Below are 23,419 nucleotides of genomic sequence, written 5' to 3'. Positions count from 1 at the left end.
TTGCTGAAAATTGCTCTTTGAAATTCTGGTGCCGGTCCTGCCGGCATATTCCCGATGCATCACGTCTCGCATGTGCTGTTGCCATACCTCGCCGCGCAGGCCCGTGCGGCGCAGGAGTCGATCTGCGGATTGCGCTGCCGCGCCTTGATGTCGACCGTTTCGATATCGGTGTAGGGGATCGACACGGTCTCCATGACCTGTTGGCAATTCGTCACCGTTCCCGTGGTCGTGCAGGTCGATCGGCCTGTCGGGCGCTCTTCGCTGCGGTATTTCGTGACGGCCTCCTGGCGGTATACCGGCGGGATCTTAAGCAGCCACTCCGCCTCGCAATGCTTGCGCTCGGCCCGGTACTCGGGCGTGCCGCAACTGGCCAGAGCGACCAGCCCGGCGGCGCAGATAGAGAGGGCGGATTTTTTGACTGCCGACATACGTTCTCTCCGGTCCTCTGGCTCTGCTCGCGTCATTCGCGGATTTGGGCGGGATGTTCACATGACCTGACCGCAATCCGCCCCGTTCGTTCAGAGGGGGCGGCCAAAGATTTCCCTGCGTAAGTTGTTTGCACAAACGAGCGCGTGCTGGTGAACTGCTACCGGATCGATCTGGGAGAATGGACATGCTGAGGCAAGCGCAAGTGGCTCTGAGTGGTTTGATGCTGATGAGCGGAATAGCCATGGCAGATAAGGGTGATGTGATCCTTGAGGTGACGGGCCGCATCGCGGATGGCCCCGCCGCGCTGGATCGCGCCACGTTGCAAACCCTGCCGTCTGTCACGATCAACACCTCGACTGTCGTGACCGACGGCGTCCACGCCTTCTCGGGCGTTCTGATGCGGGATCTTCTGGATAGCCTGAATGCCGAGGGCGATCAGGTGATGGCAATTGCCCTGAACGAATATGCCGTCGACATCCCCATGAGCGATTTCTACGACTATGACGTGGTCGTCGCTACTACCATGGATGGCAAGGCGCTGACGCGCGAGGATAAGGGGCCGCTCTGGATCGTTTATCCCCGCGACGATCACGAGGCATTGCAGGATATCCGCTATGATTATCGCTGGGTCTGGCAGCTCTCTCGACTTGATGTGCGATGAGACGGCTCAGCCGCCTCTGGCTGATCCTGCCGCTGGCCGCCGTCCTTGTGTTCGCCGGTCTTTTGTCATTTTCGCTCGTGCGTATGTTCGCCGTCCAGAACGCCATGCGTGTCGGCGCGGAACAGAACATGCTCTGGGTCTTTCACCAAAGCGACGTGGCCGCCCTGCGCCTGACCAAGATAGTTGCGCTGGCTGAACTGGGGGAGGCCGGGCAGGACGATCTTGCACTCTGGTTCGACATCCTGTCCGGCCGGATCTCCCTGCTTAATGACGGTCCGCAACGCCGTTTCGTCGAAAAAATCGGATTTGGCGAAGATCTGGACCGGCTGACCGACGCCCTTGTCACGATTGCGCCGATGATTGACGAGTTCACGCACGCCGATGGCCCGCGTCTGCGCTCAGCGCTGGTACCCTTTACGACGGTCCTGGGCCGGGCGGCCAACGCGTCGATGATCGCGGAATGGGACGAACTCGGCGGGCGGCTGGAGGCCTACCGCAAACAGCTACATCAGAACATTCTGTCGCTGATCGGGATCATGGTCGCGGGGGGCATCCTGACGGTCACACTGGTCCTTGCGCTGCGGCAATCGCGTGCGCGCAATCACATGTTGCGGCGCGAGCGGGATTTTTCGGGCTTGCTGATCTCGTCCAGCGGGGAAGGTATCCTCGCGGTAGACAGGGATGCAAAGTGCTCGTTGTGGAACGATGCGATGGCAAAGATGATGGACAAAACGGCGGAGCAAGCCGTGGGGCGCCGCTTGTCCGAGGTCGCTGGCTTCTTTGATATCGCGCAGGTGCGGGATGGCTTGGCGCGCGCCCTTGCCGGAGAAACCTCACGGCTGACCCTTCAACCTCTGTTTTCCCGAGGGCAGGACACGCCGCTTCATGTCGATCTAAGGTTTTTTCCGATGCGCAACGACGGTGAGCTTGTTGGTGCGATCCTGTTCATGCATGATGCATCCGACCGCCATGCGGCCCAGCAAAAGGACGCCGAGGACCGCGACCGTCTGGAAGAACTGGTCTCCGAGCGCACGCGCGATCTGAATAGCGCGCTCAGACGCGAAAGGTCAGCGGCCGATCTCTATCGCAACTTCGCCGCAATGGTGTCGCACCAATTTCGCACACCACTGGCGGTGGCGGATTCGGCACTGCAACGCCTGATCCGGCGCGGCCCGAACGCTGACACCAGTGAAATGGCTGAACGTGCGGGCCGCGCCCGCACCGCCATCGCCGGCCTCACGCGGCTGGTGGACAGTACGCTGGACGCCGCGCGGCTGGACGCGGGCCAAATCGGTGCCAGCCGAGAGGAGTGCGACTTGAACGAGATTATACATTCCGTCTGCAACCGCCAGCGCGACGCTGCGCCGGACCGGCGGATCGAGATCAGGCAGGCCAACCCCGGACAGGCCACCGTGTTCTGCGATCCGGCCTTGGCCGAACAGATTCTGGAAAACCTGTTGTCCAACGCCGATAAATACGCCGCCCCCGACACCACCTTATTCGTGACCCTGCACGGCGACGGCGAAAGCCTTTTCTGCGATGTTCACAATACTGCAAACCCCATTCCTCCGAAAGATCGCGAGCGTCTGTTCGAGCGCAATCACCGCGGATCGAACAGCGTAGGCGTCGCAGGCACCGGCATCGGGTTGTTCATGGCGCGCACCCTGGCACGCATGCAAGGCGGCGACGTCACTTTGCTGTCGGATGACGACGGCGTGACTTTTCGCGTGACACTGCCCCAGTGCAAAGAGGCCCAGACATGATGCGTTCCGCCCTGATCCTGGTTGTCGAGGACGAAGAGGCGCTGCGGCGCGATCTCGTCGAAGAATTGCAAGAGGCCGGATATCGCACCCTGGCTGCGAGGGACGGTCAGGCTGCACTGGACCTGTTGGCCGGAACCGCGCCCGATCTGGTGCTCTGTGACATCACGATGCCTGGTCTGGACGGTTATGAGGTCCTGCGCAGGTTGCGCGTCGAGCGCCCCGAACTGAGCGCCACGCCATTCGTCTTCCTGACGGCCTTGTCGGATCCCCGCGAGGTCATTGAGGGCAAACGTCAGGGTGCTGACGATTATCTGGTCAAACCTATCGATTACGACCTGATGCTGGCTACCGTCGCAGCTCGCCTGCGCCAAGTCGATCGTATCCGTAGCCGTCATGACGGCGAGATGAAAACGCTGCGCCAGGCGTTGGCGGGATTGTCCGGTGGCGGTGTAAGCGGCGGGGTCGAAGCGGCGCTCGACCTCATCTCGCTCGGGGTTGTCTTGCTGGACGGGCGAGGCAGACCGGTTCATATCAACCGCGCTGCTCATGAAATGGGTAGCGACCCGGATTTCATCCAGACGGGGCCAGACGTGTTGAGATCCCCCGATCCACCGTGTGATCGGGAATTGCAACGCGCCCTGCGTGAGACGCTGGACAGTGCGAAGGCCGGGAACGAGACCGTCGTCGGCGTGATGCTGCACCGACCCCAGGATGCCAGATCCGTCCCGGTGCTTTTCTGCTCACTGGCCGTGGCACGAGGCGCGCCACCCGATCAACCTCATGTCGCGCTGTTCCTTTCTGCCCCGGACCAGCGGAAGCGCGTTCCTGGAACGCTGCTGATGGACCTGTTCGGCCTGACTCCGACCGAAGCGCGGGTCGCAGGCGCGCTCGCCCGCAGCACCCGTGCGGCCGATGTCGCAGCGGAGCTAGGCGTGTCGCAGACGACGATCTCATTTCACATGCGCAACCTGTTCCAGAAAACCGGCACCAACCGGCAGGCCGATTTGATCGCCCTGATCCTCGCGGGCCCAATGATGATACAGGCGGAATGAAATGAAAGCCGCTCCATGATGGAAGGCCGATCCAGAAATCCGAATGCCATGTTGAATCTATAGTCACTGTAGCTCTTTCAAAGCCCAAAACTTGCTCGTCACAAATCGTCTTGTGTGGTGATGCGAGCCGCAATCATGCCTTTGATCGCATCGGATCAGCCACGTAGGCGATCATCCCGCCGCAAGAGCCGTCTGCAATGTCTGGACGGACGGGCATTTGCGGCCGGCGATCGCGGGGGCTTCGCGGCTCAGAACCGGGTCGATCAGAACAGCGACCATGAACAGGGCATGGTTCGAGCGCCGGGTAAGATGGCTGGCCAAGTGCGGATCACCGACATAGTACGCCCACACGAGCAGCCCTCGCTGTCGCGTTCAGCCAGATTCGAGCCCTGCACCGCCGTCCAGTAGCGCTCGGAGGCGAAGATCAGGTCCGTTGCGCGAATTTGGTCGTCGAGATCGGCAAACCGCAGAATCCGGACGACTCTTCCGAAGTCCGCCGCGACGGTGCGCAGTTTTCAGTTGTAACTGTCCTTGCCGTTCCGGCCGATATACCATCCGTAGGAAAACACTCAGCACGCCTCAGGGTGCCCGCACGCAGAGTACATGGTCCCAGCCCTGTGTGGCCGGTTGGATGACTGTCCAATCGTCGGTGAGACCAGGAAAAAACGGTTATGCAGTCGCCGAAGCGGGCGACCTTGTCCACGCTTTCCGGGCGGCAGACGCCGGTGACCTTGCAGCTGCGGGGGAGCGCGTGCTCGCCCATGTAATGGCTCAGCTTGCCAGTGATGCAGATGCGTTACATGGAATAACTCCCCGAGGTCAGAGATCAAGCTGCCAGGACGTTTTTTGGGGCGATAGGGCGCGGGCCGCGAACCAGAAGCCACACGGCAAAGCCGATTTCGGCCAGCGTGACGATCAACAGCAGCGCGATTTTCACCGCCTCCAACAAGCCCGCGTCGTGAAAGGCGAACATCTGGACGCTGTCGACAAGATAGCCGGTGCCACCGACGATCAAGCCGACACCCAGCAGCCGCGGAGAGAAGCCGGACCGCGCAACCAGCGTGCCGAGCAAAATGAGATGCAGGCAGAAGAATATCTGCCAGATCCAAACGCCCGCGTCATGAATATGACGCAACAGGCCCGCCAACTCGAACCGTTGGGCCTTTGAGAAGCTGTCCAGTGGCACCGTTTCGTCGGCCAGCGCCAGAGAGCCGGCATGGAAGAAGAGCATTGTCGCCATCACCGCAACCATCATCAGGCGCGCATAGGACGCCGCGAGCGACAGCGTCGCGTTTACCGGTCGAAACATGAAATAAAGCATCACCGACACCAGAACCTCGGTCACCATCGTCACGACATCACCAGCAAGTCCGGCGTAGAAGAGCCCGCGATGGTGCGCGATATTGTCGAAGGTCGCGCCCGGATCACCAACCACGTTCAATGCGCCCGGGACATAGAGGATCGAGAAGCCGCCCGCGAAAGCGATGATCAGGTAAAGCGCCCCAGTCAGTCGGGCATAGGCCTTTGAGGGAACTTCAAACGCGGTCATAGGGGGCACTCCTTGCGGTCAATGAGACGGGATTGCCCCGTCATAGAGTCATTCATTTGAGTCGCGAATTGACCGGTCCTGCCGATCTGGTATGCGGAAATGTATGGATTGGCGCAGCGTCACCTTTGACTGGAACCGGGCCCGGGCGTTCCTCGTGACCGCCGAGGAGGGGTCGCTCTCCGCCGCGGCGCGGGCGCTGAAGCTGGCGCAACCGACGCTTGGCCGTCAGGTCGAGGCGCTGGAGGCCGAACTTGGTGTGGCGCTGTTCGAGCGCACAGGGCGCGGGCTGCGCCTGACGTCGACCGGACACGAATTGCTGGAGCATGCGCGTCTCATGGGCGAAGGCGCCCGCGCCCTGTCGCTTGCGGCTTGGGGGCAGACAGAGGCACTGGAGGGGGAAGTTGCGATCTCGGCCTCGGATGCCTATGCCAGCTATCTGCTGCCGCCGATCCTTGCCCGTTTCCACGCCGCCCAACCGGGCATCCAAATCGAGGTCGTGGTTTCGAACGACCTGTCGGATCTGTCGCGGCGCGAAGCCGACATCGCGGTGCGCAATATCCGCCCCACGGAGCCGGAGCTGATCGCCCGCAAGGTGCGCGACGCTTCGGCCCGGCTCTATGCGGCACCTGGCTATCTTGATCGGCTCGGACGGCCGGGACAAGCCGGGAATTTCGCGGATGCCGAGTTCATCGAAATCGACGGCGAGGGCAGCCTGATGGCCCTGCTCAACGCGCAAGGCTTCGCGCTGACCGAGGCCAATTTCCCCTATCGCTGCCGCAACTTCACCGTGATGTGGGAGATGGTGCGCCGGGGCATGGGGATCGGCATCCTCGACGACCGGATCGGCGACGCCGACCCAAGGGTGGCACGCGCAGTGCCAGGGTTCGAACCGATCAACTTTCCGATCTGGCTGGTGGCACACCGGGACATCGCCCGGTCCCGTCGCCTGCGAGTGGTTTTCGACGTGCTGGCCGAGGGTTTGGCCTGATCCGCAGCTCTCGAACATCAGAGTGCGGTCCCGCGCCGAGGCCAGGGGGCAAGGTCCGCAGGCGCTGGCGGCCCTGATCGGTTCGCGCGCTGACCCGCCCAGACCGAGCTGAGAACGATTGCGGCGCCCAGAACCTCCAGCGGCGACAGGGATTGTCCCAGCCAGAGCCACCCAAGAATGACTGCCGACACCGGACTCATCATTCCCAGCATGGAAACCGCGCCCGGCTCAAGTCGCGCAACGCCCCGAAACCAGAGCGCGTAGGTCGCAGCCGCACCGATGAGCCCAAGCCACGCGAGACCAGCGACGTTGGCAGGAGAGAGTGGTGGCAAGGGCGGCTCCGCGATCAGGGCGATTGGCAACAGGATCAGTCCCCCGGCCGTCAATTGCCAGGCCGTGAAAGTGAGGGCCGAGACGGGGGGCTGCCATTTTCGGCTGAGAACCGTGCCTGCCGCCATGGAGGCAGCCCCGCCCAGGCCAGCGAATATTCCGATGGAATCGAGCTCGGCTTCCGGGCCTATAAGCAGAAGCGCGACACCCATCACCCCTATTGCCGCGGCGGCGATCGCGCCCGTCCGGATCGGTGTTCCAAGCCATCGGCGCGCCATTACGATGACAACCATCGCCTGCAACGAGCCGAGCGTTGCCGCCACTCCGCCGGGCAGCCGGTAGGCGGCTACGAACAACAGGACCCAGAAGAGCGCGAAGTTGAAACTGCCGAGCAGGAAGGCGCGGCCGATCCAGCCACGCGACGGCAAGCCGCGCGTGAGGGCAAGCAGTAACAATCCGGCTGGAAGGGCACGGAGTGCGGCAAGGGTGACCGGGTAGCCGTCAGGAAGGGCTTCGGTCGTGACGAGGTAAGTGCTCCCCCAGATGGCAGGGGCGAGTGCTGTCAGGAAGATGTCGGTGGTACGTGACATGGGATTTCTCCTTTTCAGGTGCTTGTCGGGGCAGGCGAAAGGCAAGCGCGGGTCTTCGGGCGAGAGTGGCAGACGGATCTGGCGTCATCACGCACCGCTCTCGTGCCGCACGATGTCAAAGCCCTCGTCGGGCGACGGCGATACAAAGTGACTGGACAACTGATGAAACTGGGCCTCGGATACCGCGAACGGGTGATCGCCCTGGCGGTTGCGGTCTCGTAACCGTGCCATGCCGACTTCGTTCGACACGGCAAGAAGGTGAAGTTGGTGAGGCGCACATGTTGTCTCGAGTATTCCGCGCACCCAGTTGCGCTGCTCAACGGTGTTGGCCGGGAAATCCAGGACGATGGAAACCTCGGCGTTCAACAACGCGGCGACATGGGCCCCATTGACCGTCGCAGGTGCGCGGAGCATCACACGTTGTCGGTGATCGAATGTAGCTCGCCGGCAAAGATCGCGTTGAACCAGTCGTCCTCGGCGATCCGGACCGTTCCGGGCAAGCTCCCGAGATGGGCTGCCAAAGTTGATTTTCCGGCGGCGATCTTTCCGCATGGCATGTGAGGCATGGGGGATTTGTTGGGCATGACGCATTTTCCGGTTTGTTCGCTCACCAGAGCGAATGAAAGGGCAAGCGCGGGCGATCGGGCCAGGGCGGTGGCCCGATGTCGCGCATCAGGTGGGTTCAAGGTCGCGCGGTACGCCGCGTAGGGTGAGCCGACGGCGTTCGCCGGGGCGACGAAACAGGAAGATCATGGGTCGGTCCTTTCATGCGGCCGGGCGCAGCGCGGCCCGCAGCTGTGCGGCAAGGTCCTCGCGCGGACCGTTGACGAGGCGAGCGCCGGTCTCGCGGACGATCAGCGTCGGGACGGAGCGCACTTGCAGCGTGCGGGCGTGCTCGCGGTCGACTTCGACCGCACATGTGGTGGCTTGGTCGTCGAAGACCTTGACAAAGGCCGTGGCCTCAAACCCCATATCAAGGGCGATGCCGTGCACGGTTTCGGGGTCGGCAACGTCCCGGGCCTCGCTGAGATGGGCGAGTTGAAGTCTGTCGAACATGTCCCAATGAGCGGACTGCCCGCCGAGTCGTTCCGCGGCCTTGCAGGCCAGCGCGGCCGTCCGACCGTGCGGATAGTCGAATGGCGCCGACCGCATGGGCTCGATATTGACGAGGTCGCGCCGGTCGCTGACCTTTCGGCACACAGACCAGTGATCGAGGATCGTTGCACGGGCGTCTTCCGGCGTGCCCCAGCGCTCTGCCATCTCGGCCCGACTGGCCTGCCGGACAAATGTCCGGTGCCTGACGTCGAGGTCAAATTCCTCGCTCAGGGCACGCATCCGCGACGAGATGTTGAAGCACCAGCAGCATACGACATCGTGGAAGAATTCGATAGTGAGGCTGGGCATTACGCGGCCTCCTCGTTCAGATCGGCCCCGGCAAGCCGGGCGGCGATCCGGGCGATGTGAGCGCCTTGGAAGCGCGCGCCGGCCAACTCGATCGCTGTTGGATCCCGAGAGCCGTCCGCTCCGGCAATGGTGCCCGCGCCGTAGGGCGCGCCGCCGATAATCCCCTCGGCTGTCGTCTGGCCCGCGAAGCTGTAAGGCAGGCCCACGATTAGCATGCCAAAATGCTGCAGAGGGATCTGGGTTGAGAGTAGCGTTGCCTCGTGGCCGCCGTGCTGGGAGCCGGTCGAAGCAAAGACACCAGCGACCTTGCCGACCAGCGCGTTGCGCGCCCAGAGTCCGCCGGCCTGGTCGAGGAAGGATTTCATCTGTCCGGCCATCATGCCGAAGCGCGTTGGCGTCCCGAAAATGATAGCATCGTAGTTTTCGAGATCGGCCGGCGAAGCCACCGGCGTGTCGTCGGCGACAAACCCGGCCTTCTGACGAATGTCTTCCGGGACAGTTTCAGGAACACGGCGCAAATCGACATGGGTTTCGGGCACGGACCGGGCGCCGTCGGCTTCGGCCTGCGCAAGGGTGCACACATGGCCATAGCTGGAATAGTAGAACACAACAACTCGGGTCATGGTTTCCTCACAGGCATCTGGGTTTCAATGCTTGAGAAGATCGCTGAAACGGAGCGCACGAATAACCGTCCCGCTGTCACTTCATTCTTTACGCTGGTTGAAGAATGTCAGCGCCCGAGCGCGACTCGGAGATGGTCGAGAAATGCTGTGACCCTTGCATCCATGCCCAGACGCGATGCCGTCACGGCGTAAATGTCTGGCGCGGGGAGTTCCCAGTCCGGCAACACGCGCACCAGTGCGCCCTCTGCTTCTGCCGCGTGTGAGACAAAATCAGGCAATGTGCCGATGCCATGGCCCGCGATCAGAAGATCGCGCAGGACAAGGCTGTTTTCCGACCCGCACCGGGGGATCGAGATCGATCGTTGCCGTGCCCGCAGGCCCCTGAAGGTTCCATGTGGTCAGGTGATCGGCCAAAAGGTAGCCCACGATCCTGTGGCCGGAAAAGTCGTCTGGAGCCCCCGGCACCCCGGCCCGGTCCAGATAGGCGGGCGATGCGAAAATGCGTTGCCGCATGGCGCCGATCTTGCGCGCGACCAGGGCCGAGTCCGGCATCGAGGCACGGATGCGGATCGAGAGGTCAAACCCGCCCTCGACCATGTCGACCACCCTGTCGTCAAGCGACAGCGTGAGCCTGAGATCGGGGTAAGCGTCGAGAAATTCCGGCAGAATTGGGGATATGACGGTCTGCCCGAAAGAACTTGGGGCGTTGATCTTGAGGTGGCCACGCACCGCGCCTGCACCTCCGCGGATACGGGCCTCGACCATTGTCACGGCATCAAGGATACTCATTGCTTCGTTGTAGTAAAGCCGCCCGGTATCCGTGAGGGACATCGACCGTGTTGTGCGAGTGACCAGTGAACTGCCGAGGCTCTCTTCGAGCAGCTTGATCTCACGACTGAGGCGTGCGGGCGAGACGCCGAGATCTTCCGCCGCCCGCGCAAAGCTGCCGCGCTCAACGATCCGGCGAAAGGCGCGCATAACAGAGAGCTTGTCCATGGGGGTATTGAAGATCTCGCGATAACATTAGCCACTCATCGGCGCATCTCTTTTCATACCACACCAAAGCACATTCCAAATCCATACCGGCCCTCAGCCGCGCTCAGACTGAAAAATGTGCTGTACATCTTCCGAACTGCGGTCGTCTGCCAGATGCGCCGCAGCATATCACTCATTATGAATGTCCACGTCGGGCCGCTCGTGTCAGTGTATGGACGGCGGAAATTTTACATCCTTCGCTTTGCAAGAACGCGGTCGTTGCTGGTTGGGTTTAATACCGATCGAACGATTGAGTTTCTTGCGGGGCTCCTCATGTCCGGCCGTTGCAGTGCTTCAACCTGTCGAAGCTTCAGCACAACGCCTCGGGGTTCGTCTCGCTTTCCAGCCATCTCTGATCCTCCTGAAACGGGATAATACTATCCCAGTTGGTGGATCAGTTCAGTGGGGCACTCCATTGCCACCCGGTCATCTCCATCTTCCAGATCGAAACGGTAATCCACACCATAGCCAGAACCATGGATATTCCACCTGCAATGACAAGAATCGGCGGCACACCGAACATGACCTCGGTCAGGATACCCAGCGACATAAGCATCCCGGCAAGCGTCAGTCCCGACGTCCAGCGCCTCGCGCCTGCTGGGATCGGAAGAGTCACTAGAGCGAGGCCGACCGCGATATTGATCAGGGCGAACAGATTGCCATGCACATGTGCCAAGCGTGATTCGAAATGCTTGCCTAGTGCGTAATCCGCGATCCACTGCTCCTTTCCTGGCGCAAAATCGCGCAGGAAGATGAGAACGAACCCATACAGCATGAAGAGTGCAAGAAACAGAAAACCTGCCACAATGTTGATCTTGCCCGTGAACATGTTGGCCCCCTTGTGGTCTCCGAAGTGGCGGTTCGCATCATGGCTTGAAATTTCATAGTAATCAATTACTATCTTGATTCGAGCACTTTCAACAACTCCAAAAGTTGAGCTGCCGAGCGGACCGGTGCTGCATGTCCAGGGAGGGGAATCGATGGAACGAAAAGAAAAAGAATCCGCGGTGACGCTGCGTGCAGTCCGCACGTCTCCCCATTCCGACAAAGCCGCTCCCGAGCCCAAGCCCGAGACGGCAGCCAGAAAGGCAAACCGTGCTGCCGCTGCCGCCGCCCGCGAGGTGGGCAGGATCGGCGTCGATGCGACGGGGCGGGGCTCAGACGCCGAACGCGTTTCCGAAGCCCCCTCGACAATTCACGAGACGCTCGACCACGCCACGCAGGTCTGGCTGTCCCGCTTCACGCACGGATTGTCGCCGGCCGCTCTGATGGGCGCGTGGTTCGATTGGGCGACGCATATGACGGCTGCGCCGGGCAAGCAGTTGCAGCTGGTCGAAGAGGCCGGCGAACAGACCCGTCGTCAGATCCGCTATGCGCTCGATTGCGCGGGCACAGTCGAGAATGCCGAACGCTGTATCGAACCGCTGCCGCAGGACAACCGTTTCGCTGACGATGCCTGGCAGATGAAGCCGTTCAACCTGATCCATCAGGGCTTCCTGCTGCAGCAGGAATGGTGGCACAGTGTCGTCACCGACGTGCCCGGCGTCACCGCCGAGCATGAGCGTGAACTGCAATTCCTGACGCGCCAGATGCTCGACATGGTCTCGCCGTCCAATTTCCTGCTCACCAATCCCGAAGTTCTCAGGAAAACACGCGACGAAGCGGGTTTGAACCTGGTGCAGGGGATGCAGAAACTGCTTCACGATATTCAGGGGACGATAACCGGCGCGCCCCCTGCCGGCACAGAGGATTTCCAGCCGGGCCGGGACGTTGCGGTGACGAAGGGCAAGGTCGTCTATCGCAACCGATTGATCGAACTCATCCAGTATGGCCCGCGCACCACCAAGGTCCGCGCGGAACCGATCCTGATCGTTCCGGCCTGGATCATGAAATACTACATTCTCGATCTCTCACCGCAGAATTCGATGGTGCGCTGGCTGATCGACCAGGGGCACACGGTTTTCATGGTCTCGTGGAAGAACCCTGATGAAGGCGACCGTGACCTGACGATGGATGACTACCGGCGCCTCGGCATCTTGGAGCCGCTGGACGTGATCGGCGACATCATCCCCGACCAGAAAATCCAGGGTATCGGCTATTGTCTGGGCGGCACGCTGCTATCCATCACGGCAGCGGCGATGGAGCGCGACGGCGATACGCGACTGGCCTCGCTGTCCCTGCTGGCCAGCCAAGTCGATTTTTCGGAGCCGGGCGAGCTGGCCTTGTTCATCAACGAAAGCCAGCTTGCCTTCCTTGACAGTGTCATGTGGAAACAGGGTTATCTCGACACGACCCAGATGGCGGGGGCATTCCAGATGCTGCGCTCTAACGATTTGATCTGGTCGCGGATGGTGCGCGAATACCTGATGGGCGAGGATCAGCCGATGTTCGACCTGATGGCATGGAACGCCGATGCCACACGCATGCCCTATAAGATGCACTCGGAGTATCTGCGCAAACTCTACCTCGAAAACGATCTGACCGAGGGCCGGTTCGAGGTCGAGGGTCGGCCGGTTCACGTCTCTGATATCAGAGTGCCGATCTTTGCGGTCGGTACCATCAGGGACCACGTTGCCCCTTGGCAATCGGTCTTCAAGATCGACATGCTGAGCGACACGGACGTGACATTTGCGCTGACCAGCGGCGGGCACAACGCCGGGATCGTGACCCCGCCGGACCATCCGCGGCGCACCTACAGAGTAAGAAGCCGTAAGGCCGAGGATCTTCATGTGGATCCCGAGACGTGGATCAGGGAGACACCGGAACAGGACGGATCATGGTGGAAACCGTGGGGCGAGTGGCTGGATGCGCAGTCGGTGGCGACGGTCGCTCCGCCGCGCATGGGCCGCGAAGGCCAGCCACCCGTCGCCGATGCGCCGGGGACATATGTATTACAGAAATAGAGGAGCGCGTGCGCACTCCTCCACCACCACCGGAAGGATAGCGAAGAATGGCTGACAGGCGATGGAGCATTGTGATTGCGGCGATCATTGCCGTTTTCTTCGGGCTGCTGACGGTAATTGCAGGTGGGCAGGCGCTGTTCGGTGGGGCCGAGGCGCGTGCGGCGGTGGGCGATGCGGTACCCTTCGTTCTGTGGTTCAACTTTGTCGCGGGCTTTGCCTATGTGGCGGCCGGTATCGGCCTGTTCCTGGGGCGGTGGTGGGCGTTGCAACTGTCGATCGCAATTCTCGCCGCCACGATCCTGGTCATGATCGCCTTCGGGGTTCACCTGTTGCTCGGGGGGGCTTATGAGATGCGCACCGTCGCGGCGATGAGCCTGCGCACCGTGATCTGGGGTGCCATCGTCGGCGCGGCGGTCCGTGAGCCGACGAATTTTTGCCCGCCGCCCCAAAAAAACGAACGGCCCGAAACCAGATGGACACAAGAACAGGAAGGAAATCACTAATGATGGAAACCAATAGAAAGACAAAGCCGATACGGGCTGTGCTATCCTCTCTGGCCGTCGGGCTCTTGCTGATCGTCGGGCTTCCAGGGACGGCGCAGGAGGCTACCCCCGTTTCACCGGACCTGACGCCGAAGCTGCGTGATTTGCTGCGCAAGGAGATGTTGTCGATCGAGCAGGCCAGCAAGGATATCCTTTCGGCTCTGATCGCCGGAGACGACGCCCGCGTCGCGAGTCTGGCCCAGCAGATTCACGACAGTTTCATCCTCCAGCAATCCATGACACCGGAAGACAAGCAGGATCTTATGGCCGCTGTTCCCGAAGACTTCGTGGCGCAGGATCGGGCGTTTCATCAACTCTCGGCCGACCTCGCCCAAGCCGGGCGTGATGGCGACCGGGATGCGCAACACGCGGAATTCGGCCGCATGATCGAGGCCTGTACGGCTTGTCACGCCGCATACGCTACGGACCGTTTTCCATTGCTGGCCGAATAAGGAAACCGCGATCGCAGGAAGGCCCCCAATCACTGCGGATCGTGGCGGCATGGCGGCGTTGATGGTAGGGAAGGACGAGGCCATCAGCGCCGTCAGGCCATCGGTTCAAGTTTGAACTTGCCACGAGGGAGGTATGAAATGAGCGGATTGCTGGGTGTCGAACAAGACTATCCCGCCAAGACGCGCCTCCAACTGCGGCAGGCGGCGGAGGTCATGGGAATCGACGAGGAATACATCTCGCGCATGGCCAGATTTTTCGCAGCGCGCGTCGCTGCCGACCGGCAACTGGCAAAAATCTGCGCGAGATATGATGGAGATGGCGGCGAGAAGCAGGTGGCGCGGATGGCGGCATTCTGGTCCTCGGTTGCCTTGCATACCGACGCCTATTCCGGCGATCTGGTCGCGGCGCATCGAAACCTGCACGATCTCGAGCGGCAGGACTTCGCGCGATGGCTTGCGCTCTTTCGCGCTACGCTTGACGAGACGGCCCCGACGCCGGCGGCGGCGAACTATCTAATGTCCCGCACAGAGCGTATCGCGAAAGATCTGGAGGCCGCGCTTTTCGAGCGCGTGAAGAGATGAAGCGAGCGGGGACATCGAGCAGAGCGGCAAGGCGACAGACGAAGAGTTCCGATATCGCACATTGCCGTGATGGTCATTCGAACAACCGACTGATGCTTGCAACGCTCGGGTGCCTTCTCGGGCGCTTCCGTCGCGAGCAGCTTATTTCACCGGGGTCAGCCGCAAGCCATTGGAAGCGCGATAGGTTCCGTCCGGTTGGCGCGTGAATGCCAGGCACTCGTTTGCCTTCTTCGGCCCGGTTTCCATTTTAACGCAGAGTTGGTCGCCCGGCAGGGTCCAGCGTCCTGTTCCGCTACCAAGCGGCGAGCGCATGGTGACCGTTCCGTCTTCGGCGTAGTGCAACGAGACCGACAGGATGCCCTTCCTGCCCTGGAAACTGTGGCCGACGATCTGATCCTGGATTTCAACCGCTGAAAGCGATTGCTGCGCGTCGCTTCTGACGCAGAGGGCGATCAGAATGGCAATCGCCAGGAGCGCGGTTTTCAGGCATTGCAATAGGGGAGCGCCGATGTTCTCTGCCGAACACCAGCCTCTTTTGCGGCGGCCTTCGGGTGGTGTCCGTGGAATAGATCCGCGCGCGAAGTGTCCGTGCAGTTTGCAAACTGTATCGATCGACATGATGTTCTCCTTCGTGACTTGTATCGAGCCCGCCTATCCAGATCGGGCTGAAAAGGGTGGGCGCCAAAAGGACGGTGAAGACGAAATCGCGCAATCTGCGCCCGCGCTAAATCCGCGCGATGACCATTTCGACCAAAGACGCCCACGAAAGCCACCATCCCCCGCGACGCACTCCGGAAGCGAATGAGAAGATGGCCAAAACGGTGATAAACAGGATGATCGTCACCTGGTGGCCGATCAAATTGTCGATGTCGGTCAGCCAGTGGAGGCGCGCATTCATCCGTGGTGCGCCGAGTCCGAGAGTCGTCGCAATCCCAGAGACTGTGCTGACGACCGCGAAGGTATTCACCAGATCGCCGCGCCAGCCGTAGATACGTTTGCCGATGAGGAGATAAAGAGCGGAGCGCGTGATCAGCCACCGGTTTCTTTGATAACCAAGACCGAGCCAGCGGACGATCGCAAGCATGACCGTCACGTGCAGCACATAGTACCATCCGAGCGTGGGTCCGGTTGCCGACCGGACACCGGACAGCACCGCCGCGACCAGATCGGGCCGCAGCGTGTCGAGCACGATCCAAAGCCGAACCATACCCGTCGCTGCAATCGTGGTGCACGTGTTCGATCATCGAAACGGGCTTCCCGGGAAGGCATGCGGGTGGCGGTCGGCGGGTGTTTTGGTCATGGGGATGTCGCCCCCTCTTTGTCTGAGATACCCGAACGCGTGCTGCGCCCGGCCCGCGCCAGTCCCAGATCACCGAGTATGGCGTAGAAGGCGGGCAGGACGATCAGCACGAGGATGGTGGCCGAGAACAGGCCGAAGACGACTGAGATCACTAGCGGCTTGAGGGTCTGCGCCTGGGTGCTGGTCTCGAACAGCAGCGGCACGAGGCCCATCATCGTGGTCGAGACCGACATCAGGATCGGGCGAAACCGTGCGCGGCTGGCTTGGCCCGCGGCGCGGGCCAGGTCCATCCCCTCGGCGGCCCGGGCCTTGATGACCTGCACCAGCAGGATCGCGTTGTTGACCACGATGCCGGCCAGCGACGCGGCGCCGATCAGCGACGGCATCGAGATGTTGTAGCCCATGATCAGATGCCCCATCACCACGCCGATGAACGCGAGCGGGATCGACAGCATGACGATCACAGGCTCCACATAGCTGCGAAACTGGAAGGACAGCACCACATAGATGCCGATCAGCCCGATCAGGAAGCCGCGCAGGATCGAGCCGACGGTTTCGGCAGAATTGGCGCTTTGCCCGGCAACCTCGAAGGTCAGGCCGGGGACGTCAGTCGCAAGCCGTGGCAGGAAGCTGTTCGACAATTCAGACACGATGGCGTCCGCATTGCCGATCCGCGTGTCGACATCGGCCTGCACGGTCACGGTGCGCTGCCCATCGACATGGGTGATCCCCGACCAGCCTCGCGCCTCTTCAACCTGCGCCACGGTCGAGAGCGGCACCGGCTTGCCATCGGGCAGGGTAATGGTGAAGTCGCGCAGATCGTCGCGGGACTCCCGGTCCTCGGCGGATTGCTCCAGCTCGATCTCATGGGCGATGTCGCCCTGCTGCACGGTGGAGATCACCCGGCCGAGATAGGCCGCGCCGATCTGGTCGGCCAAGTCGCGCGCGGTCAGCCCCAGTCCGGTCGCGCCCTCGGCGATGCGCAGGCGCAGTTCAGGCTTGCCGGAGCGCAGGTCATGGGTGGCGTTGAAGACGCCGACATAACTCATTACCTCTGCCAGAAGACCGTCGGCGGCACTGGCGAGGCGATCGAGGTCGGGGGCAGATAGCCGGATCTCGATGGCAATCCCTTGTGGTCCGATGCTCGGCTCGGTCAGAAGGATCGCGATTGCGCCGGGCACATCGCCGATCTCCTCGCGCCAAAGCGTCACGATCTGGTCCAGCGTCACGGTCCGGGTTTCCGCACCCAGCAAATCGGCGCTGATCGTGGCGACATGCGGCCCGGATTCACCCGCTGTGGCATTGTAGTTGAAGCGCGTCTGCAAGGAGTTCACCAGCGCCGCGCCGCCGGGCTGATCCGGCGCCAGGACGGCATCGACCCGCGCCAGCGCGGCGCTCACCCGGTCGGCTACCTCGCTGGTGCGCGCCAGGGGCGTGCCCTGCGGCATGAGAATGCGCGCCTCCAATACGTCGCCGTCGATGGCGGGAATCGCCTCGCGTTTCAGATAGCCGCCACCCAGAAGCCCTACGGTCAAGATCAGCGCCGCGATGGTCAGCCCGGTCACCAGATAGCGCCAGCGGATCGCCATATCCGCCAGCCCGCCGATCCGCCGCTCGCGGAACCGCTCGAACCGCACATCGAAACCGGCGCGGAACCGCGAGGGCGGCTTCTCCGCGCCCTTCAGCCCATGGCTGAGGTGATGAGGTAGCACCCAGAACGCCTCGGCCAGGCTGGCGGCCAGCGCCGCGATCAGCACCATGGGGATCACTTCGAGGATCGCCCCCAACTCGCCCGCCAGAAAGGCCAGTGGGCCAAAGACCGCGATGGTGGTGGCGAAGGATGACAGCACCCCGGGCATCACGGCGAGCGTGCCCTTGATCGCCGCCTCGATGCGCGAGGCGCCGCCCGCCGCTGCCTCGGCGATGGAGTCGGAGATCACAATGGAATCGTCCATCACGATCCCGATCGACATCAGCAGCGCCACCAGCGTCATCATGTTCAGAGACAGCCCCTGAAGCGCCATTGCCGCGAAGGCCCCCATGAAGGCCACGGGCAGGCCCATGGCCGCCCAGATCGCGAAGCCGGGGCGGAAAAACAGGCTCATCACCGCGATCACCAGAACCAGGCCGATGATCCCGTTTTCCACCAGCATCGTCAGCCGGTCGCGCACGATGCTGGTCATGTCCTTGACGATTTCGAGCCGTAGTGTATCGGGCAGGGCGGCGCGCTCCATCGCTACCACTTCCTCCACCCGGTCAAAGACCCGCAGCGCGTCGGCGCCGAGCGCCTTGTCCACCTGCAGAAAAACCGCGCGCTGCCCATCGAGGAAGGCGCGTTCCTCTTCCGGGCTGTAGCGTTCTGAAACCGCCGCGATCTGACCCAGCGTCAGTTCGGCGCCGTTCGGTTTCGACAGCACGACCAGAGAGGCCAGTCCGGCGACGCTGCGCCGCTCATCAGTGAAGCGTAGGCTGATTTCTCGGTCTGGCGTCTCCAGCGTACCGAGCGGGCGGTCGATGCTCTGCGCGCCGATGGTCGCGGCCAGCCCCGCCGCCGTCAGCCCATGCTGCTCCATCACCGCACGCGGCACGGTGATGCGGAACTGCCGCTCCCCAAAGCCCGACATCGTGACCTTGGCCACACCGGGTAAGGCTGACAGCCTGTCCTGAAGCTCCGCCGCGTAGCGTTCCAGATGTGCGGGCGGCAGGTCACCCGCCACTGCAACGGAGGTGACATTATCGGTGCGGTGCAGCTGGCGCACGATAGCCGGGTCGGCAGCGTCGGGAAAATCGTCCACGGCCGTCACCTCGGTCCGCAGATCGTTGACGAACCGTGCGGCGTCACCCGCCGGGTCCATCGTGGCTGCCGCGCGCGCGATGCCGGCCTGCGCGGTGCAGGTCAGCTCGTCGAGGTGCTCGACGCTTTCGACTGCGTCCCAGATCCGGCGGCAGATCGCGTCCTCGACCTCCTCCGCGGTGGCGCCGCGGTAGATCACGCTGATTTCCGCCTCAGTGGGGCGGAAATCGGGAAAGGTCTCGCGCTTCAGCGTCGGCGCAGCCATGAGGCCGGCCGCGAAGATCAACACCAGCAACAGGTTGGCAGCGGTGGGATGTTCGGTAAACCAGCGGATCATTCCGGCCCCTCCACCGGCGTGACAAGCATGCCTGGAATCGCCGGCATCAGATCGTCCAGGATCACCTCTTCACCGGCTGCCACGCCGTCGTTCAGCACCGCCCGCCCCGCCTGCCGCCAAGCGACCGCCACCTTGCGCAGCTCCAGCCGCCCCTCGTCGTCGCGCAGATAGACCAGGTTCCCCTCATGGATCGCGCTGCCCGGCAGGACGACACTCGCGGGGCCCTCCGGTCCGGTGAGAACCACCTCGACATACATGTTCGGCACCAGCGGCAGGTGCAGCGGCGGGTTTGCCCCGGCATAGGGGTCGTCAACAGCGATCACCGCCGGAACCGACCGGGCCTGCGGGTCAAGCGCGCTTTCCACCCGAACCAGCTGTCCGGTCCAGCTCTGCGACGGGTCGGAGACCAGCCGCACCTCGGCCGAGACGGCCGCGAAGCGTTCGGACATGGTTGCCGGGGTCATCGGGGTACCGTTGGCCGCCGCTCCCAGCAGGCGGCGGAACGAATCCACCGGGATCTGCGCGATGATCTCGGCACGGCCGATGTCGTCGGCGATCACCAGCGTCTGACCCGCGCTGACGTATTGGTGCCGTTCCACATGCACCTTGGCGACGCGCAGGTCGAACGGGGCTTTGATCTCGGTCTTGTCCAGATCACGCTGTGCGCGGGCCAGAACCGCTTGTGTCCTTGCCATCTGCGCATCGAGCCGCGCGCGGCGCGAGGGGATCAGCGCCTCTTCATTGCGCAGCTCTTCCACGCCTCGGCGCACCTGCAATGTCGTGCGCTCCTGGGCGTCAAGCGCCGACTGGGCCGCGACACCGCGCCCGGCCAGATCGCGGATCCGTGCCAATTCGGCCTCGGCCAGCTTCAACCGATCCTTCTCCAGCGCCAATAGGCGGCCGGTATTCGCCTCGTCGACGGTCAGTTGCTCGGCGTCGGCCTCCAGTGCCGCCAGATCGGCCTCGGCTTGCGCCACCGCCAGTTCGTAGGCAGACGGATCAATCCGCAGGACCGTGGCACCTTGCGCGACGATATTGCCGGCATCCAAGTCCGGATTCCGCCAGATGATCGTTCCGGCGACTTCGGCAACTGCCTCCCAACTGCGTGCCGCCTCTACATTGCCGTATCCGCTTATCTCGATCCGCATCGGCGCTGTCGCTGCAATTACGGTTTGCGCGACGACGCTGCGTTTGGAGTGCGCTATGCGGACCGGCGGCTGGGCCATCGAGATGAGCCATGCGGCGACGCCGATACCGACGGCGACCGGGGGGAGAAGCCGCAAGAGACGAGGTAACTTCACGACGATCCGGCCCCCGCTTCCAGCCCGAACAGGCGCAGTTGCAACCTGATCAGTCGATCGCCCTCGGCAATCAAATCGTATTTACGGCCCATCAGGGACCAGCGTAGAACGCAATCCTGAAGCGTACCCATCAGCAAGGATTCCAGGTCAAGCGTATCGATTTGTGCGCGCTGTTCGGACGCCTCAACTGCCATGGTAAGTTCTTCCAGGATACGCAGACGCAGTGCCGTCATGATGCGCATGTGTATCGGGTGGACGGCATCTTCGGCAGCGAGCCGCCCTTGTGAAAACAGCAGTATGGGAATCGCCGGATAGTTTTCGATCAACCTGAGCTGTGACAGCAGTATCTTCCGAAGCCGAAGAACGGCAGGATCGCATTCCCGACTCGCCCGAATCCATGAACGACGCGCACGACGCTCGATTTCCGTCAATACGGCGATCCACAAGTCATTCTTGGTCGGAAAATGCCGAAAAAGCCCGGCTTGCGTGATGCCGACTTGATCGGCAATTGCCTGCGTGGACAGACGGCCCTCTCCAACTTCCGCCAACAAGCGCAGGGTCGCCTCGACGATTTCCCTTCGGCGTTCGGCCGCTGATTTTCTGGTCGCACTCATTTAAACACCCCAAAAGATAGCAACTGATTACTATCCATTGTATCGTAGCGCAATAACCTTGCGCAATGCCACGACATTTTCTGCCGACAACGACGGCATGCTTTCAGTTCGGCAAGTGGAACACGGCCATGAACCCGCGCGTCTGCCCCGGAACCGGAGATCGCAACGTCAGTTCGGCCCCGGCCCCCGCCGCGATGGCCCTCACGATAGCCAGACCCAGCCCGCTGCCATCGCCCTTCCCGTCGGCGCGCTCGAACCGGTCGGTGAGGTGCGCCAGTATTCCGGGCGGCAGGGCGGGGCCGTCATTGCTGACGGTCAGGGTCCTGCCTGCGGACAGCACTACCTCGACCGGCGCGCTTTCATCTCCGTGGCGCAGTGCGTTCTCGAAGAGATTGCGGCAAAGGATGGCGAAGGCATCGGGGTCAAGGTCGGACATCACCGGCGTTTGCGGCAGTGACAGCAGAATCCTACCCGGCGCTGTCCGCTCCAGATCCTCCACAACGATGCGAACCACCGGCCGCATGTCCGAGGCGTGATCGAGCCGCAGCCGTCCACCTTCCGCGCGCGCCAGTTGCAGGAGTCGCTCGGAAAGACGGGTGAGCTTTTTCAACGTTTCCTCGATATCGGTGGCCCGTGCTTCGATGGCGAGGTCCGCCGTCTCGGTCTTCAGCCGTTGCGCTTGGGCGATAGCCCCGGCCAGCGGGGTGCGCAACTCGTGCGCGGCATTGGCGGCAAAGCTGCGTTCCGCCTCGAAAGCGGCATTTAGACGCTCCAGCACGTCGTTCAGCGTTTGCGCCATCGGCGCGATCTCGGCCGGAAGGTCTTTCGCTGGAACGGGCGAGAGGTCTTGCGCACTGCGCGCGCTCAGCCGTTCGCGAAACTGCCGAAGCGGCGCGAGGCTTGCCCGCACCGCAAAGATAATGGCCAGGACGGCCAGTGGGAGGACCACCAGAAGCGGCAGCCCCAGCCCCAACTGAACCTCCCGCGCGAGGGCGACACGGTGCTCCAGCGGTTCTGCCACCGTGATCCGCACCGTGCCCTGCAAGGTTGCCTCGCTGTAAAATCTGTGGATTGCGCTCTGCGTGAAGCCAGTACCCTCCCAGGCGGGAAAGATCGAAGGGTCGGCGGCGTGCGACTGCAAGAGCACATGCCCATCGGCGTCGCGCACGATATAGGTGAAAAACTCGTCATGCGCGCGCAACGGCGCCAGGCGTTGCGTCAAGTGATCCTCGTCGCGGCTGATGATATCGACGACGGCAAGCGGCAGGATCCGTTGCGCCGTTTCCTGCAGAGTGGAATCGAAAACCTCGCTCAACTCGCGGTTCAGGATCATCGCCGTCACCGAGGCCGCGGCAATCCACAGAACCGTCAGCACCGCCCCGATGGACAGGGCGAGCCGCCCTTGAAGGCTGCGCGGGATCGTCATGGAGCGCCCAGCCTGTATCCCATGCCGCGCTCAGTCTTGATGATGGCGCTCCCCAACTTTTTGCGCAGTCGGCTGACATGCACTTCGATGGTGTTGCTCTCCACCTCGGCGCCGAAGGCGTAAAGCTTGTCTTCGAGCTGCGTCTTGGACAGCAACTGTCCCGGCCGGGCGAGAAACGCCTCGAACAAGGCCCATTCGCGTGCCGTCAGATGCACCGGCCTGCCGTCGCGGCGAATGCTGTGCGCGCCAAGGTCGATGTCGAGCCCGCCGTGGGTGATGTTCGGGTTCGGGTTGCCCGTGTATCTGCGCGCGACCGAGCCGATCCGCGCGGACAGTTCGGCCAGGTCGAACGGTTTGACGAGGTAGTCGTCGGCCCCGGCGTTCAAGCCCTCGATCCGGTCCGTGACCTGGTCCAGCGCTGTCAGGATGATCACGGGGGTCACGTCGCCGCGCGCGCGAAGCGATTTCAGAAAGGCGATGCCGCGGCCATCCGGCAGCATCAGGTCAAGCAGGATCAGATCGAAGCCCGTCACGGCCATCGCATCGCGCGCCGCATCGAGCCGTGTCACCCAGTCCACGGACTGTCCGTCGCCCGCGATCTGGTCGCGCACGGCGGCGCCCAGCACGGTATCGTCCTCGATCAGCAGGATACGCATGACGCCTCGCCTTTCTCGTTTCGCGGTCTTTCGTGCCACCGTTATCTGACGCCAAACTGACCGCCGGGTGCCCAGTGCTTCAGCTTGC

At 62.6% G+C, this 23,419-nt stretch carries 26 protein-coding genes; 8 read left to right on the top strand and 18 right to left on the bottom strand.

Annotation, left to right across the window (positions count from 1 at the left end; all coding sequences use genetic code 11):
• Positions 1 to 59 precede the first annotated feature (59 nt).
• Positions 60 to 428 carry a hypothetical protein gene (locus ACEWPM_RS04715; protein WP_393963389.1) on the bottom strand — a complete coding sequence of 123 codons (369 nt, stop codon included), beginning with the start codon at positions 426 to 428 and terminating at the stop codon, positions 60 to 62.
• Positions 429 to 670: 242 nt separating this feature from the next.
• Between ACEWPM_RS04715 and ACEWPM_RS04710 the strand changes: the two genes are divergently transcribed.
• The 3 genes from ACEWPM_RS04710 to ACEWPM_RS04700 are packed head-to-tail and all read left to right on the top strand — an operon-like array spanning position 671 to position 3,905.
• A complete protein-coding gene (locus ACEWPM_RS04710; protein WP_393963390.1) occupies positions 671 to 1,090 on the top strand; it encodes a putative pterin-binding protein in 420 nt (139 codons plus the stop codon).
• A complete protein-coding gene (locus tag ACEWPM_RS04705; RefSeq protein WP_393963391.1) occupies positions 1,087 to 2,853 on the top strand; it encodes a sensor histidine kinase in 1,767 nt (588 codons plus the stop codon). Before ACEWPM_RS04710 ends, ACEWPM_RS04705 begins: the two co-directional genes overlap by 4 nt.
• Positions 2,850 to 3,905 (top strand): response regulator, encoded by a 1,056-nt coding sequence (locus tag ACEWPM_RS04700; RefSeq protein ID WP_393963392.1) that lies wholly within the window; start codon positions 2,850 to 2,852, stop codon positions 3,903 to 3,905. The genes ACEWPM_RS04705 and ACEWPM_RS04700 overlap by 4 nt, the downstream gene beginning before the upstream one ends.
• 171 nt (positions 3,906 to 4,076) lie before the next feature.
• Here ACEWPM_RS04700 and ACEWPM_RS04695 read toward each other — a convergent pair whose 3' ends face one another.
• Together ACEWPM_RS04695 and ACEWPM_RS04690 are read right to left on the bottom strand one after the other, a co-directional pair.
• Positions 4,077 to 4,226, bottom strand: coding sequence for a hypothetical protein (locus tag ACEWPM_RS04695; RefSeq protein ID WP_420768001.1), 150 nt, complete (start codon positions 4,224 to 4,226; stop codon positions 4,077 to 4,079).
• 505 nt (positions 4,227 to 4,731) lie between these two features.
• Positions 4,732 to 5,454, bottom strand: coding sequence for a DUF4386 domain-containing protein (locus ACEWPM_RS04690; RefSeq protein WP_393963394.1), 723 nt, complete (start codon positions 5,452 to 5,454; stop codon positions 4,732 to 4,734).
• A 103-nt stretch (positions 5,455 to 5,557) separates the two neighbouring features.
• Between ACEWPM_RS04690 and ACEWPM_RS04685 the strand changes: the two genes are divergently transcribed.
• Positions 5,558 to 6,442 (top strand): LysR family transcriptional regulator, encoded by an 885-nt coding sequence (locus tag ACEWPM_RS04685; protein ID WP_393963395.1) that lies wholly within the window; start codon positions 5,558 to 5,560, stop codon positions 6,440 to 6,442.
• A 17-nt stretch (positions 6,443 to 6,459) separates the two neighbouring features.
• On the opposite strand, the gene ACEWPM_RS04680 is transcribed toward ACEWPM_RS04685, so the two are convergent.
• From ACEWPM_RS04680 to ACEWPM_RS04645, 8 genes are all read right to left on the bottom strand, one after another.
• Complete coding sequence (locus tag ACEWPM_RS04680) at positions 6,460 to 7,362, bottom strand: EamA family transporter (protein WP_393963396.1); 903 nt, start codon at positions 7,360 to 7,362, stop codon at positions 6,460 to 6,462.
• Positions 7,363 to 7,449: 87 nt separating this feature from the next.
• Entirely contained in the window at positions 7,450 to 7,830 is a 381-nt protein-coding gene (locus tag ACEWPM_RS04675) for a P-loop nucleotide/nucleoside kinase family protein (protein WP_393963465.1), read from the bottom strand.
• Positions 7,776 to 7,946, bottom strand: coding sequence for an AAA family ATPase (locus ACEWPM_RS04670; protein ID WP_393963469.1), 171 nt, complete (start codon positions 7,944 to 7,946; stop codon positions 7,776 to 7,778). Before ACEWPM_RS04670 ends, ACEWPM_RS04675 begins: the two co-directional genes overlap by 55 nt.
• A gap of 181 nt (positions 7,947 to 8,127) precedes the next feature.
• Positions 8,128 to 8,766, bottom strand: a complete 639-nt coding sequence (locus ACEWPM_RS04665; protein WP_393963397.1) for a DsbA family oxidoreductase — start codon at positions 8,764 to 8,766, stop codon at positions 8,128 to 8,130.
• Positions 8,766 to 9,389 carry an NAD(P)H:quinone oxidoreductase gene (gene wrbA / locus ACEWPM_RS04660; protein WP_393963398.1) on the bottom strand — a complete coding sequence of 208 codons (624 nt, stop codon included), beginning with the start codon at positions 9,387 to 9,389 and terminating at the stop codon, positions 8,766 to 8,768. The genes ACEWPM_RS04665 and wrbA overlap by 1 nt, the downstream gene beginning before the upstream one ends.
• A 107-nt stretch (positions 9,390 to 9,496) precedes the next feature.
• Positions 9,497 to 9,691, bottom strand: coding sequence for a LysR substrate-binding domain-containing protein (locus tag ACEWPM_RS04655; protein WP_420768005.1), 195 nt, complete (start codon positions 9,689 to 9,691; stop codon positions 9,497 to 9,499).
• On the bottom strand, positions 9,660 to 10,385 hold the full coding sequence (locus tag ACEWPM_RS04650) for a LysR family transcriptional regulator (protein ID WP_393963399.1): 726 nt from the start codon (positions 10,383 to 10,385) through the stop codon (positions 9,660 to 9,662). Before ACEWPM_RS04650 ends, ACEWPM_RS04655 begins: the two co-directional genes overlap by 32 nt.
• A 433-nt stretch (positions 10,386 to 10,818) precedes the next feature.
• Positions 10,819 to 11,253 carry a hypothetical protein gene (locus ACEWPM_RS04645; RefSeq protein WP_393963400.1) on the bottom strand — a complete coding sequence of 145 codons (435 nt, stop codon included), beginning with the start codon at positions 11,251 to 11,253 and terminating at the stop codon, positions 10,819 to 10,821.
• A gap of 73 nt (positions 11,254 to 11,326) precedes the next feature.
• Here ACEWPM_RS04645 and ACEWPM_RS04640 point away from each other — a divergent pair, with 73 nt between their 5' ends.
• From ACEWPM_RS04640 to ACEWPM_RS04625, 4 genes are all read left to right on the top strand, one after another.
• Entirely contained in the window at positions 11,327 to 13,327 is a 2,001-nt protein-coding gene (locus ACEWPM_RS04640) for a PHA/PHB synthase family protein (RefSeq protein WP_420768000.1), read from the top strand.
• Positions 13,328 to 13,398: 71 nt separating this feature from the next.
• Positions 13,399 to 13,830, top strand: coding sequence for a hypothetical protein (locus ACEWPM_RS04635; protein WP_393963402.1), 432 nt, complete (start codon positions 13,399 to 13,401; stop codon positions 13,828 to 13,830).
• Positions 13,830 to 14,321, top strand: coding sequence for a cytochrome c (locus ACEWPM_RS04630; RefSeq protein WP_393963403.1), 492 nt, complete (start codon positions 13,830 to 13,832; stop codon positions 14,319 to 14,321). Before ACEWPM_RS04635 ends, ACEWPM_RS04630 begins: the two co-directional genes overlap by 1 nt.
• Before the next feature lie 138 nt (positions 14,322 to 14,459).
• Positions 14,460 to 14,903 carry a group III truncated hemoglobin gene (locus ACEWPM_RS04625; RefSeq protein WP_393963404.1) on the top strand — a complete coding sequence of 148 codons (444 nt, stop codon included), beginning with the start codon at positions 14,460 to 14,462 and terminating at the stop codon, positions 14,901 to 14,903.
• A gap of 141 nt (positions 14,904 to 15,044) precedes the next feature.
• Here ACEWPM_RS04625 and ACEWPM_RS04620 read toward each other — a convergent pair whose 3' ends face one another.
• The 7 genes from ACEWPM_RS04620 to ACEWPM_RS04590 all read right to left on the bottom strand — a co-directional run bounded on the left by ACEWPM_RS04620 (position 15,045) and on the right by ACEWPM_RS04590 (position 23,331).
• Complete coding sequence (locus tag ACEWPM_RS04620) at positions 15,045 to 15,521, bottom strand: hypothetical protein (protein WP_393963405.1); 477 nt, start codon at positions 15,519 to 15,521, stop codon at positions 15,045 to 15,047.
• Positions 15,522 to 15,627: 106 nt separating this feature from the next.
• Complete coding sequence (locus ACEWPM_RS04615) at positions 15,628 to 16,092, bottom strand: BCCT family transporter (protein WP_393963406.1); 465 nt, start codon at positions 16,090 to 16,092, stop codon at positions 15,628 to 15,630.
• A 107-nt stretch (positions 16,093 to 16,199) separates the two neighbouring features.
• A complete protein-coding gene (locus ACEWPM_RS04610) occupies positions 16,200 to 19,334 on the bottom strand; it encodes an efflux RND transporter permease subunit (protein WP_393963407.1) in 3,135 nt (1,044 codons plus the stop codon).
• Positions 19,331 to 20,560, bottom strand: a complete 1,230-nt coding sequence (locus ACEWPM_RS04605; RefSeq protein ID WP_393963408.1) for an efflux RND transporter periplasmic adaptor subunit — start codon at positions 20,558 to 20,560, stop codon at positions 19,331 to 19,333. Before ACEWPM_RS04605 ends, ACEWPM_RS04610 begins: the two co-directional genes overlap by 4 nt.
• A gap of 71 nt (positions 20,561 to 20,631) precedes the next feature.
• Positions 20,632 to 21,249: a TetR/AcrR family transcriptional regulator gene (locus tag ACEWPM_RS04600; protein WP_393963409.1), complete on the bottom strand. Its 618-nt coding sequence runs from the start codon at positions 21,247 to 21,249 to the stop codon at positions 20,632 to 20,634.
• A 103-nt stretch (positions 21,250 to 21,352) separates the two neighbouring features.
• Positions 21,353 to 22,675 carry a sensor histidine kinase gene (locus ACEWPM_RS04595; protein WP_393963410.1) on the bottom strand — a complete coding sequence of 441 codons (1,323 nt, stop codon included), beginning with the start codon at positions 22,673 to 22,675 and terminating at the stop codon, positions 21,353 to 21,355.
• Positions 22,672 to 23,331 carry a response regulator transcription factor gene (locus ACEWPM_RS04590; protein WP_393963411.1) on the bottom strand — a complete coding sequence of 220 codons (660 nt, stop codon included), beginning with the start codon at positions 23,329 to 23,331 and terminating at the stop codon, positions 22,672 to 22,674. Before ACEWPM_RS04590 ends, ACEWPM_RS04595 begins: the two co-directional genes overlap by 4 nt.
• Positions 23,332 to 23,419 lie beyond the last annotated feature (88 nt).

Origin of the sequence: Roseovarius maritimus, from assembly GCF_043355895.2 — a bacterium.
GTDB classification, from domain to species: domain Bacteria; phylum Pseudomonadota; class Alphaproteobacteria; order Rhodobacterales; family Rhodobacteraceae; genus Roseovarius; species Roseovarius maritimus.
The sequence above is the reverse complement of the archived record's forward strand: the minus strand, read 5'-3'. Positions and strand labels throughout refer to the sequence as shown.

Coding starts and splice junctions, on each gene's coding strand:
- ACEWPM_RS04715 (WP_393963389.1), bottom strand. CDS start 428: ATGTCGGCAGTCAAAAAATCCGCCCTCTCTATCTGCGCCGCCGGGCTG.
- ACEWPM_RS04710 (WP_393963390.1), top strand. CDS start 671: ATGGCAGATAAGGGTGATGTGATCCTTGAGGTGACGGGCCGCATCGCG.
- ACEWPM_RS04705 (WP_393963391.1), top strand. CDS start 1,087: ATGAGACGGCTCAGCCGCCTCTGGCTGATCCTGCCGCTGGCCGCCGTC.
- ACEWPM_RS04700 (WP_393963392.1), top strand. CDS start 2,850: ATGATGCGTTCCGCCCTGATCCTGGTTGTCGAGGACGAAGAGGCGCTG.
- ACEWPM_RS04690 (WP_393963394.1), bottom strand. CDS start 5,454: ATGACCGCGTTTGAAGTTCCCTCAAAGGCCTATGCCCGACTGACTGGG.
- ACEWPM_RS04685 (WP_393963395.1), top strand. CDS start 5,558: ATGGATTGGCGCAGCGTCACCTTTGACTGGAACCGGGCCCGGGCGTTC.
- ACEWPM_RS04680 (WP_393963396.1), bottom strand. CDS start 7,362: ATGTCACGTACCACCGACATCTTCCTGACAGCACTCGCCCCTGCCATC.
- ACEWPM_RS04670 (WP_393963469.1), bottom strand. CDS start 7,946: ATGCCCAACAAATCCCCCATGCCTCACATGCCATGCGGAAAGATCGCC.
- ACEWPM_RS04665 (WP_393963397.1), bottom strand. CDS start 8,766: ATGCCCAGCCTCACTATCGAATTCTTCCACGATGTCGTATGCTGCTGG.
- wrbA (WP_393963398.1), bottom strand. CDS start 9,389: ATGACCCGAGTTGTTGTGTTCTACTATTCCAGCTATGGCCATGTGTGC.
- ACEWPM_RS04650 (WP_393963399.1), bottom strand. CDS start 10,385: ATGGACAAGCTCTCTGTTATGCGCGCCTTTCGCCGGATCGTTGAGCGC.
- ACEWPM_RS04645 (WP_393963400.1), bottom strand. CDS start 11,253: ATGTTCACGGGCAAGATCAACATTGTGGCAGGTTTTCTGTTTCTTGCA.
- ACEWPM_RS04630 (WP_393963403.1), top strand. CDS start 13,830: ATGATGGAAACCAATAGAAAGACAAAGCCGATACGGGCTGTGCTATCC.
- ACEWPM_RS04625 (WP_393963404.1), top strand. CDS start 14,460: ATGAGCGGATTGCTGGGTGTCGAACAAGACTATCCCGCCAAGACGCGC.
- ACEWPM_RS04620 (WP_393963405.1), bottom strand. CDS start 15,521: ATGTCGATCGATACAGTTTGCAAACTGCACGGACACTTCGCGCGCGGA.
- ACEWPM_RS04610 (WP_393963407.1), bottom strand. CDS start 19,334: ATGATCCGCTGGTTTACCGAACATCCCACCGCTGCCAACCTGTTGCTG.
- ACEWPM_RS04605 (WP_393963408.1), bottom strand. CDS start 20,560: ATGGCCCAGCCGCCGGTCCGCATAGCGCACTCCAAACGCAGCGTCGTC.
- ACEWPM_RS04600 (WP_393963409.1), bottom strand. CDS start 21,249: ATGAGTGCGACCAGAAAATCAGCGGCCGAACGCCGAAGGGAAATCGTC.
- ACEWPM_RS04595 (WP_393963410.1), bottom strand. CDS start 22,675: ATGACGATCCCGCGCAGCCTTCAAGGGCGGCTCGCCCTGTCCATCGGG.
- ACEWPM_RS04590 (WP_393963411.1), bottom strand. CDS start 23,331: ATGCGTATCCTGCTGATCGAGGACGATACCGTGCTGGGCGCCGCCGTG.